Origin of the sequence: Bacillus sp. FSL H8-0492 (genome assembly GCF_038006145.1) — a bacterium.
Lineage (GTDB): Bacteria > Bacillota > Bacilli > Bacillales > Bacillaceae_G > Bacillus_A > Bacillus_A mycoides.
In genome coordinates this window covers 2,795,020-2,809,767 of sequence record NZ_JBBOUP010000001.1, presented here as the reverse complement: position 1 = coordinate 2,809,767, position 14,748 = coordinate 2,795,020, and the positions used below count along the sequence as shown (strand labels likewise).

Sequence of the window (14,748 nt, the reverse complement as noted above, 5' to 3'; positions counted from 1 at the left end):
GTAAATTGATAATGTTTATCCGGAATATTTAGTATAGATAGTTTCTACTATCTATATAGGGGAATGGCATTTAAAGCTAAGAAGAAAAAATGAATCATTTATTAATCAACTCGTATAATCGTTAGAGAGGCGCCAGTTGATCCACCAACGACTAAATTGACAATTGATAAGAGACCGAATAATTGAAGAGAAATAGTATTACCTCATTTAATATTGTAATTAAATTATTATTATAACTTGAAGTAGATAAGGCAGGATATAGAATTGAGCCCAGAAGTGATGTAGATCCGTTTAAAATTAGTCTTGAACCTGCAAGAAGTGCAGTTGTAGTATTAATTTGATAAGAAAGATAATAACGTCCCGTTACAGGGACTGTAAATAAATCATGTGCACTATTGACTGCAAAGCTATCAAGGCTTTGATTGTTTGAAAGTAGTATGTTAGTACCACCCTAGTACAACTGAAACTGTTCCATCCACTGTATTATTTGCAAATATAGAATTTGTTGTAACGTTTATGTTCCGGTATTACTCATGGGTCCAGTACTACCAGTACTACCAGTAGGACCAGTTAGTCTATAAGGAAGGATAATTGTACGTCATTATTTTGGGGATTTTCTCTATCTTTATTTTTAATTAAAATCATCTCATTTTTATGATAAAGGAGATACTTTTCATATATTCTATTAATAATATTTTTTATAGTAACGGCATGCTGTTTAAAATACATTCATTTTTAGTAAGTTACATTAAATTTGATTTTGTACAAAGATTTTAATCGAGAGATTAATAGTGTTTTTTTAGAAAATTCTTTTAACATTTCGGAACATCTAACATTTAATAAATACTATAGAAGGGAGATGCAAATTTGAATCGATATGACAAATTACCAATGTCTAAGGAAGTTATGGATTCTAAAAATATCGGTCCTACATTTCCACCTCTTCCGTCTATTAATTTTCCAACCGGAGAAACCGGAGCAACCGGAGAAACCGGAGCAACAGGGGCAACTGGAGCAACAGGGGCAACCGGAGTAACAGGAGAAACCGGAGAAACCGGAGAAACCGGAGAAACCGGAGAAACCGGAGCAACAGGGGCAACCGGAGAAACCGGAGAAACAGGAGCAACAGGAATAACCGGAGAAACAGGGGCAACCGGAGCAACAGGAGCAACAGGAATAACAGGAGAAACAGGGGCAACCGGAGCAACAGGAGCAACAGGAATAACCGGAGAAACAGGGGCAACCGGAGAAACAGGGGCAACCGGAGCAACAGGAATAACAGGAGAAACAGGAGCAACAGGAATAACGGGAGAAACCGGAGTAACAGGAATAACGGGAGAAATCGGAGCAACAGGAGCAACAGGAATAACGGGAGAAACCGGAGAAACAGGAGCAACAGGAATAACGGGAGCAACAGGAGCAACAGGAGCAACAGGAATAACGGGAGAAACCGGAGAAACCGGAGTAACAGGAGAAACAGGAGAAACAGGGGCAACCGGAGCAACAGGAATAACAGGAGAGACGGGAGTAACAGGAATAACAGGAGAAACAGGGGCAGCAGGAGCAACAGGAATAACCGGCCCAACGGGAATACCGGGAACAATCCCAACAACAAACCTATTATATTTTACTTTTTCAGATGGGGAAAAACTTATATATACTAATGCAGATGGTATAGCACAATACGGTACAACACAAATCTTATCACCAAGTGAAGTTTCTTATATTAATCTATTTATAAATGGAATTCTTCAACCACAACCTTTTTATGAAGTTACAGCTGGTCAGTTAACTTTATTAGATGCTGAACCACCCTCACAAGGATCTTCAATTATCCTACAATTTATTATTATCAATTAAAAAGGACAGATTTCCTATAAAGAGAAATCTGTCCTTTTTGTTCTAAATTTGGTTAGTTAAAATTAAGTGACGATAAATTCAATTGTAATTGGAATTCCACCGTCTAATACATCTCCGCCAGGAATTGTAATAGCACCAGTAGGACCTGTGGTCACACTGGAGTTCACGCTAGGTTGAATTACGCCGTTTACATAGAGGTTGTAATACGTAAAAGTCGGAAAGGCAGTTGCAGTAGTACCGGCATCGTTTAAACAAGCTGTTGCAGCAATTGCAAAAGCTGCACCTGTTCCTGTTCCAGCTCCTAGTGTAGATGTAAATCTTCTAGAAGCGATAAATGGTTGAATAATTGGCAATTAAATTTCACTCCTTTAATTATTTTTTGAACGAAGTATAGAATAACTTGTCCACTATATTGTATGAAAGTTTTTTATAATAGAAACGGCTTCATGATTATAGAAGGAACACAATATTAGTAAAGGTATCATTTTTAATTATTTGAAAGAATGATGTTGTTACTTGTGGAATATATGCTAATGATTTATTTATGTTTTAATTTTTAAATGAAAATGTGCTTTTGGACCTAATAGATAAACGTGGAAAAATAAAATAAACTCTTAAGTTTAGGTGTTTAATCTAAGCAGTCAATTATTAAAAACATATAATTAATATGTGAGTCATGAACATAATTAAATTACGTTTTCAAGTTTGATTATAATTCATGTTTCCTATTTTAAGAGAAACATATAACTCAACTACTTTTTACAATCGCATCTTTTATAGTTCTTAGAATAGGAAAACACTCAACTATAAGAAAAGTAAGGAGGAAATAAATGTCACAAAATAATTGTTTTGGTCATAATAACTGCAATCCGATTGTTTTTTCAGCAGATTGTTGTAAAAATCCACAGTCAGTTCCTATTACTAGCCAACAATTAAGTCAATTAATAACTTTACTAAATTCATTAATATCAGCTATTGCAGCATTTTTTGCAAATCCAAGTAATGCAAACAGATTAGCGTTACTCGATTTATTTAATCAATTTTTAATTTTCTTAAATTCCTTATTACCTTCCCCAGAAGTTAATTTTTTGAAACAATTAACTCAAAGTATTATAGTTTTATTACAATCTCCAGCACCTAATTTAGGACAATTGTCAACATTATTGCAACAATTTTATAGCGCTCTTGCACAATTCTTCTTCGCTCTAGATCTTATCCCTATATCCTGCAACTCAAATATCGATCCTGCAACTTTACAAGTTCTTTTTGGTTTATTAATTCAATTAATCAATGCTACTCCAGGGGCGACAGGTCCAACAGGTCCAACAGGTCCAACAGGTCCAACAGGAGCAACAGGAGGCGGAGCAACAGGAGCAACAGGAGCAACAGGAGCAACAGGAGCGACAGGAGCAACAGGAGCAACAGGAGGCGGAGCGACAGGAGCGACAGGAGCAACAGGAGCAACAGGAGCGACAGGAGCGACAGGAGCAACAGGAGCAACAGGAGCGACAGGAGCAACAGGAGCGACAGGAGCAACAGGAGCAACAGGAGCGACAGGAGCAACAGGAGCAACAGGAGCGACAGGAGCAACAGGAGCGACAGGAGCAACTGGTGGCGGAGCTATTATTCCGTTTGCTTCAGGTACAACACCATCTGCGTTAGTTAACGCGTTAATAGCTAATACAGGAACTCTTCTTGGATTTGGATTTAGTCAGCCTGGCATAGCTTTAACGGGTGGAACAAGTATCACATTAGCGTTAGGAATAGGTGATTATGCATTTGTAGCACCACGCGCAGGGACTATTACGTCATTGGCAGGTTTCTTTAGTGCAACAGCTGCATTATCTCCATTAACACCTGTTCAAGTGCAGATACAAATATTAACTGCACCTGCAGCAAGTAATACGTTTACAGTACAGGGCGCACCTTTATTATTAGCACCAGCATTTGCTGTAATAGCGATTGGTGCTACAGCATCAGGTATCATACCTGAAGCAATTCCGGTAGCCGCTGGGGATAAAGTATTATTATATGTTTCATTAACAGCTGCTAGTCCAATAGCTGCAGTTGCTGGATTTGTAAGTGCAGGTATTAATATCGTTTAACTTGTTACAATGTTTGTTTGAAATTTAAACAGGCATTTGTATATAGCCCCACCTAATTTTATTAGGTGGGGCTATATTTTTTGTGGGAAATTAGAAATAAATCAATTGAAAAGTTACTCTTTGTTAAGTTGGTATATAAGAAAAATCAAAATTTATGATTTACACTTTATTGTTTATGGAATAAGTTATATGGTTTGAAAAATTACATATAAACAAAAAAGATGAATTCTATTAAAAACAGAATTCATCCATTAAATAAACTATATACTAGTGGGTTAAATTGTTAATCATGAGCGGTGAAATGTCATTGCTCAAATTAGTAATAAACTATTTATTTTTATTACAGTTACATCCTTTTTTCTTTACATAGCCTTGCTCGGCTAAATCTCTTTGTGACTGGGAATCGGAAGATTGAGAGTTCGAAGATTGAGAGGATGCTGAAGAGCTACTATTTTTATTATTAGAGTAGTTTTTTCGATAGTTATAATTACTCATAGTACTATCACCTCCAATTAAATATATAAATATTATATGTATGTACTCTATTAATTGTTACGATAAAAAATCTCCTCGATATTTTCCGAGGAGATAAATGGTGGTTCTATTAAAATGATACTAATTAATACCCCCAGTATAGAGGGAAGTAATAAGAATCTTGGTAATATAGATTTTGTTGTTGAGTAGGGGGCTGAGTTGACTGATTTATCATGTCGCGGTTTTGATTACAGTTTCCGGGAGGACCAATTACCGTAGTGGATTGAATTGGGGATACGGCTTGTTTCCATTGTTGTTCATTGAGGCAATAAGTATGAGCCATCATATTAGCGGGAGTTAATCTTAAAATATCAGAACCAAAAACAACTTCTGGGGTTGGGGCGTCGAATATAGCTAATAAATGAGTATTATCTGCTGAAGCAATTTCATAATGCCACCACGCTTGTGGAATGTTGGCAACTTGCCCTGGTTTTATCGGTAAGTTTAATATTTGATTCGTAAATGGATTAAGTAAAGAAACAACAGCAGATCCTGAAATACAGTAAACAAGTTCAGCTGCATTTTGATGAATATGTGGTTCTACAACGTTGCCTGTACTTAAATAAATATCTAATAAAGAAGTATTTTCTAAAGTGTTTAATTGTTTTATGCCAAGTACATTTATATAATTTTGGGCATCTTTCTTAAAAAAATTACTTTTACTTAAATCATGAGTGAAATTAGTTGAGGGGGAAGTGTAGTCGATATTAGAAGTCAATTGTATTACCCGCCTTTCTATAGGTAAGTATGGATACAACTTTAGGATATGTGCCTAGTGTTAGTTATGTGCATTTGTCTGTATCATAATAAATTCACCTGTTTTATAAAGAATATAGGTTGTGCTTCTTATTTCTCATAATGTAAATACGGATAAAAATTAGAGCGAACTAATGAAAGTCGGAATTATTGATGTTAGGTTAGGAGTAAAAATATTGAAATTTATTTCGTATATTTTAATGGTTACGTTATATGAAAAGACCAATGCCTTATAGAAAGGAATTGGCCTTTTATTTAAGATAGTTTTTGATGAATCATTAATTGTGCTTTAGCAGTATTGGCGTAATTTAGCCATTCTATTGCCAAGTTTTGTTTTGAATCAAAATGGATTTCAATTACGTCTAAATGAGATATCTTTGTTTTAAGTGGAACAGGCATCCCATTTACTTTTACTTTTTTCATGCTATGTGCAATTTTTGGAAATGCAGAGAAAGAAAAATCAATGATTGTAGCACCATCAGGTAAATAAACTGGTTGTAAATCTGTAGTATAAGCTGTAATAGTATTTTCAAATAGTTCATACGATACTAAACTACGGAAAGTGATTGGATCTGTAGTTAATAAATTGTTATTCACAATTGTATCATCCATTATTTTATAAGATATTGCTTGAATATTTGCAGTTCTATCATTCAATAAAGAAAAAATACCGTTATCTTTCAACGTTTTTGCTATTTGTGTTTGAATGATAATTGTTTGTTCAGCATCATTCATATTGACTTTAGTTTTTAAGTTGTTATTAAAATGGCTATTTTCAAGTGCTATATTATCCTCGAAATAGTTTATAGTTGGTTTATATAATTGATGTATTATTCCAAGAATTTTATAGCAATCTAGTACACTTGTAGTTGTAATACAAATTTGTGAAATACCTGATACATTTTGTATTTCTTGTAATTGTGAGTATGCAGTATATACTGGGGGAAACTCATAGTTTATTTCAAATGAAAGGTTTGTATTAGAAAAAGAATGTATCCCTTTTTTTAAATGAGTTATATTTTTTTGAAGGTGTGGCACATATTCGGTTAAAAATTTATGTACTTCAGTATATCTTTCTTTATGTAGATATTGAAAAGCAAGATTTTCTAATTCATGCTGGATTGTATATAACCCTAATCGCTTTGCAAGTGGCGCAAATAGTGTTAATGTTTCATTCGCATAAGCTACTTGTTTTGCGGGTTTTTTAACACTCAATGTTTTTATATTGTGAAGGCGATCTATAACTTTAATAATGCCAACACGTATATCTTGTTGAGAGGATACTAGTAATTTTTTTAAATTAATTGCTTCGTATAATACTTTATTTTGATCTTGTAGTTTTTTTCCTTGTGTTAATCCATTTACAATATATTGAATAGTCGCACCAAAATGTGATTCAATTTCTTCTAGAGAGTATTCGGTATCTTCTACAACATCGTGTAATAAAGCAGCAATCAATGTTGTAATGTCAGCTTTATAATTTAGCAGTATTTCTGTAATCGCGAAAGGGTGAATAATATATGGTTCTCCAGTTTGACGGTATTGTCCATCATGTGCTTGCTCTGCAAAATGTATAGCTTTTTTCAAAAGCTTTAATTCATCAGATCGTAGATAATTTGCCTTTTGTAATAATACCTTGCTCATATATATCCATCCCTTAAATTTATTTTTAATAATAATTCTATATAATAGAATAAATACCCTTTGAAATTGTTTTAAGTGTGTAAAAAAATAAAGATATTGAGATTAAACTATATTCGTATATCCATTCATACTTTGGATTGATGGAAAAAAGTAATGAACGTGTTAATTTAATATTACATCAATCATTAAAAAGGGGTGAAGGTTCATGTCATTTAGTGAAATGATTAGAAATGAAGTACTTGGCTGGGCAGGTGTTTCTGAAAAGCCGCATCGATTTGGTGGTATTGAAATAAATTATGGTAAGAAAGAACTTGGTCATTTGCATGGCGATAAGTTAGTTGATTTACCATTTCCAAAGGTAAAGCGGGATGAATTAGTGAGCCAAGGATTGGTGAAACCACATCACGTATTACCTGAATCAGGATGGATAAGTTATTATATAAAGAGTGAAGATGATATTCCATTTGCAATTGAGTTATTTCGTATGCAATATGACAGAATAAAAAAATAATGAAATAAAATAGATAAGTAAAAATATATTTTCATGTCACATCCCTCCTTAATCGTTCGTCTCGTATGTAGAACGGATAAGGAGGGATTTTATTATGAAACATTTTGATGTAGCAATTGTTGGTGGTGGGCTTGCTGGATTAACAGCATCTATATATTTAGCGAAAGCTGGAAGGAAAGTTATTGTATTAGAAAAGTCCAGTCACTTCGGTGGTCGAGGGATGACTATAAATAAAAACGGCATTTGTATGAATCTTGGTGCACATGCTTTATATAGAGGTGGAGAAGCGTTTATAACTTTTAATGAGCTAGGAGTAAATCTTCCAGGTGGAATCCCATCTACAAAAGCACATGGAATATGGAAAGGGGATATTTATACCATTCCAACAGATTTTCGCTCTATTTTATCAACACCGCTACTTTCATGGTCTGCAAAAGTACAGTTCGCTCGTCTTATGATTCATTTAGGAAACTTAGATGTAGAAAAAGTTCCGAAAATAAGCCTAACTACATGGGCAGAAAATGAAATTAAAGATCCAATGGTTCGAAATATATTTTATGCATTATGCCGAACAACAACATATACGTATGCTCCTACAATACAATTAGCATCTTCCGTACTAAAGCAAATACAGCTTTCTATGAAAGAAGGAGTACTTTATGTAGATGGTGGTTGGGAGACGATAATAACAAATTTAAGAGGAATAGCGAATACTAGTGGTGTACAATTTCTGGCTAAAAAGCATGTTTTAAAAATAGAGCATTGTGAAGGAAAACAAAGAATACATTGTTTTGACGATGAAGTATTTGAAGCAGGGGCAGTTATTGTAACAACTCCACCGAAAGAGGCATGTAAAATTATAAAAGGTACAGAAGAAACAAGTTTGCAAAAATGGAGTGAACAATCTATACAAGTGACCGTGGCAGCGTTAGATATTGGTTTAAAACAATTACCAAATCCTTTGCATCATTTTGCATTGGGATTGGATCAACCTATATTTTTCACGAATCAATCGAGAGCAGCTAAATTAAGTGAAGATGGATCAATTGTAGTGAGTCTAATTAAATACCATAACCCTGTACTAGAACTGAATCATATTCAAGAAGAGAAAGAACAGTTAGAAAATATGATGGAATTGTTACATCCGAATTGGAAAAGAGAAGTTGTTGCACAGCAATATTTACCGAAAATTACGGTAGTGCATGATTTTCCTCATATTGACCGTGTTGAAAAACCAGGCCCTAATATACCTGAAATGCCAGGTGTTTACGTTGCAGGAGATTGGGCTGGGCATGATGAAATATTAGCTGATGCTGCGGTAGCAAGCGGGAAACGTGCAGCGTTACACATTTTAAAGAAATTTGAAAGTGAGGCAGTTCATCATGGAAACGGAGCAGTTATATGAAGCGTATCAACCATTATTATTTTCGTTAGCATATAGAATCCTTGGGAGTGTTATGGATGCTGAAGATATCGTCCATGACGTATTTATATCGTTTAATAATATGGAGGACGTTCAATCTATAGAAAATATGAGAGCCTATTTATGTAAAATGGTAACAAATCGCTCAATTGACAAATTACGTTCGGCAGCACATAAACGTAACGTATATGTCGGAATGTGGTTGCCAGAGCCATTTGTGGAAGAGATTGATGATCCATCAGAGTCATTTGTAATGAAAGAATCAATTTCTACGGCATATTTATTACTTTTACAACAACTGACTGAGGTAGAGAGGGTTGTTTTCATATTAAGAGAGGTTTTTAGTTATGACTACGAAGAAATCGCTTCGATTGTAGAAAAGAGTAGTGTGAATTGCCGAAAAATCTTTCAACGTGCACGAAAAAGTATTTTAGATAAGCCGAAGCAGTCAACATTAAGTACGAAGAAGATGGCTGCTTACGTGGAGAAATTTGTATCATCATTGCAGTGTGGGGATACGCAAGGCATGTTAGAAGTTTTAAAAACAGATGCGATATTTAAAGCAGATGGTGGTGGTAAAGTTACAACTGCAATTAATCCGATTTATTCTGCAGATAAAATTATACGTTTGTTCTTTGGAATTGCAAAACGATTGCCAGAAAAGTATAGTGTTGATTTCAAAATAGTAAATGGTGCACCAGGCGTTATAGTTACAATAAATAATAAAGTGACGTATGTACTTTCATTCATATTTGAGGATGAGAAAATTTCAAACATTTATATGATGGTTAATCCAGAAAAACTTATGCACTTAAATGTAATAGTATAAAAAAGACGCATTTCTTTAGAAGTGCGTCTTTTTTTTTATTTTTCTAACATTTCAAGAGGTACGTCTTTTTCGCCGGCTACCTCGAATTTAATTTCCCCGTCTTCTTCATAAATGCGTTTAATAATCGGTATAGTTATCATTAGTTTTTTATGCTGTTTACGTCTTCTAGCAGCATCTAAGTTAATCACGTTCATGTGTAAGCATCCTTTCTTACAGAAATATATAAACAAAAGAAAATGCGTCCGAAAAGGGCGCTTAGTTGAATTAGAAATACCGATTCATTTAAATGGGGTTTAGATTATCTTATAATTGAAAACTGATTGTAAAATAATGTGAATTAAATAATTGCACGTAGAAATTAACTTTACCAAAAAACGAAACAATATGCTATAAAAAATTTTAATTCTTTGTCGTATAACAGGAAAAAGGTGTGCATTTCGCATATAATGAAAAGTAGACGGGCATCATGTACTTTTTCATCATATTGCTTGGAAAGGCGATGGAGAAAATGAATACTCTAGATTCATTATTATTGCAACTTGAACAATATGGAGAAGAGCATGATCGACATAAAGAAAAAAGAGAAGAAAAATTAAGAAATATTTCTCGTGAAATGGGGCAGTTTTTATCAGTATTAGTAAAGGGCTGCAATGCAAAAAAAATTTTAGAAATTGGAACTTCAAATGGCTATTCTACATTGTGGCTAGCAAATGCGGTAGAAGAAACAAATGGAAATGTTATAACTGTAGAACTTTCTTCAGAACGGGTTGGAGAGGCACTTGGAAATTTTGAAAGGGCAAATCTTACACAGAGAATCGATATTCATAATCAAGAGGCTGGGGCATTTTTAGATTCGCAAGTAGATCGTTCATTTGATTTTATTTTCCTAGATTCAGAGCGCACGCAATACATGTGGTGGTGGGAACATATAAAACGTATTTTAGAGCCAAAAGGTTTTCTTGTAATTGATAATGCAACTTCTCATGCGGGGGAATTAGCTGGATTTATAAAGATGATTGAAGAAGACGTTACGTTTGAAACCGTGTTATTAGCTTTTCAAAAGGGAGCATTTGTTGCGCGGAAGAATAATTAGAAGTGGACCTAATATAATTATCACATTGAAAGATAGTATATGTCAAAAGATAGAGCATTGTATGAATTTAAGAAGGTAACTAAATGGAATTTCAAATTAATAGTCAGTGGTGATAAGTAAGGTAAGCTGTGAAGAATCCGTCTTCAGTATGTTGTTCTCTAGGTCTTAAGTCTGAGGAAAATAATGACGAGAACAGGTATACTTATACTATGAAACAGGGAATGACTGCATAAGCAGGTATTTCTTGAAAAATCGATTTCAAGCAAGCAAAAATGTATATGAAATACGATATATTAGATGAAATATAGTGCACATAAATTCGCACATATAAATAAAGGAGCGATTTTGTTGACTGAACTCGAGAAAAAAGAACCTGTATCGATTGTGAAAGATAATAATGTAGAAGTAGTAGTGGATACAGTAATAAAAGATGCAGAACTTGAAGAACTGAATAAAGAAGCAGATCTTTATGTACAAAAGTTAAATAGCGAGCAAAATACAGATTTATCAAAAGTATTGTCGCAGCTTGGAGACTTAGGGGATAAAGAGCAGCAAGCGGCAGGACAAACGCTATCAGCTTTAAAACGTCCTGTGACAGCGATGATGAATGGAAAGAATGAAGAAATTCCAAATACATTGTTAGAATTACGAAAAGTGGTATCAGAACTTGATCCAAACTCATTAAAAGCAACTGGTATGAAGAAACTTATGTTTAAAGTGTTTAAGAAAAATCCGCTTGAAAATTACGTGCATAAATATCAATCTATAGATAAGCAAATCGAGGAGATTATAAGATCACTTCTCATTGGCCGTGATAACTTGCAAGAGGATACGGTTGGTCTTGAAATGTTAAAAGAGCAATCACACGATAAAATTCACGCTCTTGATAAACAAGTATACTTAGGAAGAAAACTTGCTGGTATGCTTGAAGCTGAGAAACAAAATCCAGAACGTCAAAGGGATATTCCGTTAATAAATGATGCATTAGAAAAGATACTTGTGCGTACTCGTAATATGCAACAAGCAAAAAGTGTATTATTACAATCTATCGCATCTGTAGACATCATTAAGAAAAATAATGAAAAGCTATCAGAGGCAATTCGTAATGCAATTACGATGACACAAAACGTTATAACGGTTTCAGCTGCAATTCAGCTCGCATTAACAAATCAACGTAAAACAATTGATGCAGTTAATGCGACAAATGAAGCGATTGAATCAATGGTATTAAGCAATTCTCAAGCATTAAAACAAAATACAGAAGAAACAACAAAACTCCTAGAAAATCCTGCAATTAGCATGGATAAATTGCGTGAATCATTCCAAAATGTATTTGCCGCTATTGAAGCATCTGAGAAATCGTCAGAACGTATTATTGAGTCTAGTAAGAAATTTGTAATTGAACTAGATACATTTAATGATGAGATGAAGCAGAAACTCATTCAGCGTCCAAGGAAATAACAGACTTTTAGAGGAGGTGAAAAAATGAGTTTCATTCAAGGAGTATTATTACTATTAGGATCATTACTTTTAATCGCATTTACTGTCGTTGTTTTAGTTGTATACTTCGGACGTAAACTTTATTTTTCATGGACGAAACCATATAAGAGAGCACAAGATTCCATTGAGAAATTATCAAACAAATCGACACCGTTTTTACAAGAGTTTACGCAACATCCACTCTTTTATCGCTGGATTCGTACGGAAGGAAAGAAAGAACAACATACATTGAATACTCTTTTCTGTACATCAGGTCAACGTACGAGAGAACAAGTATTTTCAATGTTACCGAAAGAAAAACAGAAAAAAGTGCATGTAATGGCAAAAACAACGAAAAAGCTTACAAATGAAGATATCGATGTGGCCGCGATGAAAGTGAAAGATTTCTTAAGACAAGAAACGCAGCAAACTGTAAAACCGACAGACTTATCGTTTTATAAATTGTATTTCTATGATCGATATCCAGATGCATTAAATACAATTCAAGCATATAAACGCTCGATTAATCCTTCACTACAAAGAACAGTTGATGACATTACAATTTCAGTATTAAATGCATTGCCGTACTATCAAGAACAACGCATGTTTGAACAACAACATAAACTTGAAACGTTCTTAATGAAAGATTTAACAGCGATGTTATCATTAGTGGTACAATTACCACCATCACAACGTCCTGAAAAAGAAGAAGAACTAAAAATATACTTGCAAAATTTCCAAAAAGAAATGGAAGTAGTAGAGCGTGATATTCGCGACTCCATTGATCATGATTTGAATGTGAAGATGAGAGCAGCGACTGAGAAGTTTAAGAATAAATAAAAAAGGCGCCTTAAAAGCTAAGTATTTCTCAGCTTTAAGGCGTTTTTTTTGAGATTTTATTTTGCCTTAACGGTAGTAAAACTAGAAGGAATGCTTTCATTATGCAATCGATCAACTGCAGTTACCACATACGTATACGTTTCTCCAGAAATAGCCGTTTTATCTACGTGAATTTCTCCAAGTTTTGTTTTTCTTACAGTAGTAAGTAAATGTTTTGGGTTTTGTATATCCACTTCATTTTTTCCATCCACACGGTAAATGGCGTAATAAGAAGAGTCATTATCTCTATTGTCAATTATCAATTATTCCTACGGCAATACCTTCATCTCTTGGAATGGCACCTTTTAAAGTAGGTTGTTTTGGTGGATCATGATCAAGCCAAGGCATAGGTGGAATTAATGCAGGGTGTTTATATATGTCTTTTGAGAGTCTATCTTTAATTCCAAGTGGATTGTTATTTATATCTTTTAAACTGAAATGCATACTACCTTTTATTTGTGGATATTGATGGTTTAAAGCGATTTGCTTTGGATATTCTTCTGGCTCAGACCAAGCAGGCACAGAGTTGTTATTTATTTTATAAGCCGCTTGACCGATGTATAGGTGAATCGGTTTGTTATTTGTTTCTTTTACCCACCAATCTACTAATATATCATATGCAGCAGGTGTGAAACCTATATTCCAATATATTTGAGGTGTAATGTAGTCAATGTACCCTTTTTGTATCCACTCACGTGTGTCAGCATAAAGGTCATCGTAGTTTCTTTGACCTGCGGTTGTATTAGAGCCAGTTGGATCGTCAGCTATATTTCGCCATACACCAAATGGACTAATGCCAAATTTCACGTATGATTTTTCTTGTTTTATAGCAGTATTTAAACCTTTTACGAGTTCATTTACATTATTGCGACGCCAATCTTCGATAGTTGAAAAATTCTCATTATTATATGATTCAAATGTTTTTTGATCAGGAAATTCTTCGCCAACTACTTTATAAGGGTAAAAATAATCGTCCATATGAATTGCATCAACATCATAATTTTTTACGATTTCTAAAGCGCCTTCCGTTATAAAGTTTTTCACATCTGGAATACCAGGGTTGTAATATAGCTTCCCGCCGTAAGGTACAACCCAATCGGGATGTTGTCTTGCAGGGTGATTATTTGATAATCGATTTATATCAGTGTGATTCATCGTTATTCGGTATGGATTAATCCATGCGTGGAATTCTATATTTCTTTTATGTGCTTCTTCAATCATAAATGCGAGCGGATCGTATCCAGGGTCTTTTCCTTGTGTACCCGTAATGTATTCAGACCAAGGACCGTAATTTGAAGGATAGAAAGCATCAGCAGTCGGTTTAATTTGTACAACGACTGCATTCATACCAGTGTTTTTTACATCGTCTAATAGTCTTATAAATTCTTGTTTCTGCTTTTCAATAGGTAAGCCAGTTTTTGAAGGCCAATCAATATTGAGAACAGATGCTAGCCATACAGCGCGTAATTCATGTTTTTTGTAAGTAGTATTTACTTCAGCATAAGTAGAGTGAGGGGAAATGAAAGAGAAAGGAGTAAACAATATGACGATACAGCACATCATTACTAAACGTTTCATAATCATTTATACGCCTCCCTATTATACGATTATTTAAAATAATATATGATGTTAGGT

Annotated in this window: 12 protein-coding genes and 2 pseudogenes; 8 read left to right on the top strand and 6 right to left on the bottom strand. The window is 34.2% G+C overall.

Features of this window, described 5'->3' with window-relative positions:
- Window positions 1–101 precede the first annotated feature (101 nt).
- Window positions 102–592 (bottom strand): annotated as a pseudogene (locus MHH66_RS14460) (BclA C-terminal domain-containing protein).
- 275 nt (window positions 593–867) lie between these two features.
- On the opposite strand from MHH66_RS14460, the gene MHH66_RS14455 reads away from it, so the two are divergent.
- Complete coding sequence (locus MHH66_RS14455; protein ID WP_078185837.1) at window positions 868–1,860, top strand: DUF4183 domain-containing protein; 993 nt, start codon at window positions 868–870, stop codon at window positions 1,858–1,860.
- Between the two features lie 62 nt (window positions 1,861–1,922).
- Here the strand turns inward: MHH66_RS14455 and MHH66_RS14450 are convergent, their stop codons facing one another.
- Window positions 1,923–2,213, bottom strand: a complete 291-nt coding sequence (locus MHH66_RS14450; protein ID WP_063219527.1) for a DUF4183 domain-containing protein — start codon at window positions 2,211–2,213, stop codon at window positions 1,923–1,925.
- A gap of 477 nt (window positions 2,214–2,690) precedes the next feature.
- Here MHH66_RS14450 and MHH66_RS14445 point away from each other — a divergent pair, with 477 nt between their 5' ends.
- A complete protein-coding gene (locus tag MHH66_RS14445) occupies window positions 2,691–3,965 on the top strand; it encodes an exosporium glycoprotein BclB-related protein (RefSeq protein WP_078185838.1) in 1,275 nt (424 codons plus the stop codon).
- Window positions 3,966–4,584: 619 nt separating this feature from the next.
- Here the strand turns inward: MHH66_RS14445 and MHH66_RS14440 are convergent.
- Window positions 4,585–5,217 (bottom strand): cupin domain-containing protein, encoded by a 633-nt coding sequence (locus MHH66_RS14440; protein WP_063219359.1) that lies wholly within the window; start codon window positions 5,215–5,217, stop codon window positions 4,585–4,587.
- A 293-nt stretch (window positions 5,218–5,510) separates the two neighbouring features.
- Window positions 5,511–6,899: an HD domain-containing protein gene (locus MHH66_RS14435; protein ID WP_078185839.1), complete on the bottom strand. Its 1,389-nt coding sequence runs from the start codon at window positions 6,897–6,899 to the stop codon at window positions 5,511–5,513.
- Window positions 6,900–7,104: 205 nt separating this feature from the next.
- Here MHH66_RS14435 and MHH66_RS14430 point away from each other — a divergent pair, with 205 nt between their 5' ends.
- The 3 genes from MHH66_RS14430 to MHH66_RS14420 all read left to right on the top strand — a co-directional run bounded on the left by MHH66_RS14430 (window position 7,105) and on the right by MHH66_RS14420 (window position 9,662).
- Window positions 7,105–7,410: a luciferase domain-containing protein gene (locus MHH66_RS14430; protein WP_002085572.1), complete on the top strand. Its 306-nt coding sequence runs from the start codon at window positions 7,105–7,107 to the stop codon at window positions 7,408–7,410.
- Window positions 7,411–7,504: 94 nt separating this feature from the next.
- A complete protein-coding gene (locus MHH66_RS14425; protein ID WP_078185840.1) occupies window positions 7,505–8,815 on the top strand; it encodes a phytoene desaturase family protein in 1,311 nt (436 codons plus the stop codon).
- Entirely contained in the window at window positions 8,793–9,662 is an 870-nt protein-coding gene (locus MHH66_RS14420) for a sigma-70 family RNA polymerase sigma factor (protein ID WP_002141760.1), read from the top strand. The genes MHH66_RS14425 and MHH66_RS14420 overlap by 23 nt, the downstream gene beginning before the upstream one ends.
- A gap of 35 nt (window positions 9,663–9,697) precedes the next feature.
- On the opposite strand, the gene MHH66_RS14415 is transcribed toward MHH66_RS14420, so the two are convergent.
- Complete coding sequence (locus MHH66_RS14415) at window positions 9,698–9,856, bottom strand: hypothetical protein (protein ID WP_002085567.1); 159 nt, start codon at window positions 9,854–9,856, stop codon at window positions 9,698–9,700.
- Between the two features lie 305 nt (window positions 9,857–10,161).
- Between MHH66_RS14415 and MHH66_RS14410 the strand changes: the two genes are divergently transcribed.
- The 3 genes from MHH66_RS14410 to MHH66_RS14400 all read left to right on the top strand — a co-directional run bounded on the left by MHH66_RS14410 (window position 10,162) and on the right by MHH66_RS14400 (window position 13,074).
- Window positions 10,162–10,755: an O-methyltransferase gene (locus MHH66_RS14410; RefSeq protein ID WP_002085565.1), complete on the top strand. Its 594-nt coding sequence runs from the start codon at window positions 10,162–10,164 to the stop codon at window positions 10,753–10,755.
- A 348-nt stretch (window positions 10,756–11,103) separates the two neighbouring features.
- A complete protein-coding gene (locus MHH66_RS14405) occupies window positions 11,104–12,216 on the top strand; it encodes a toxic anion resistance protein (protein WP_002085564.1) in 1,113 nt (370 codons plus the stop codon).
- Between the two features lie 24 nt (window positions 12,217–12,240).
- A complete protein-coding gene (locus tag MHH66_RS14400) occupies window positions 12,241–13,074 on the top strand; it encodes a DUF3974 domain-containing protein (RefSeq protein WP_002035109.1) in 834 nt (277 codons plus the stop codon).
- A gap of 56 nt (window positions 13,075–13,130) precedes the next feature.
- On the opposite strand, the pseudogene MHH66_RS14395 reads toward MHH66_RS14400, so the two are convergent.
- Window positions 13,131–14,697 (bottom strand): annotated as a pseudogene (locus tag MHH66_RS14395) (family 10 glycosylhydrolase).
- Window positions 14,698–14,748: the final 51 nt, after the last annotated feature.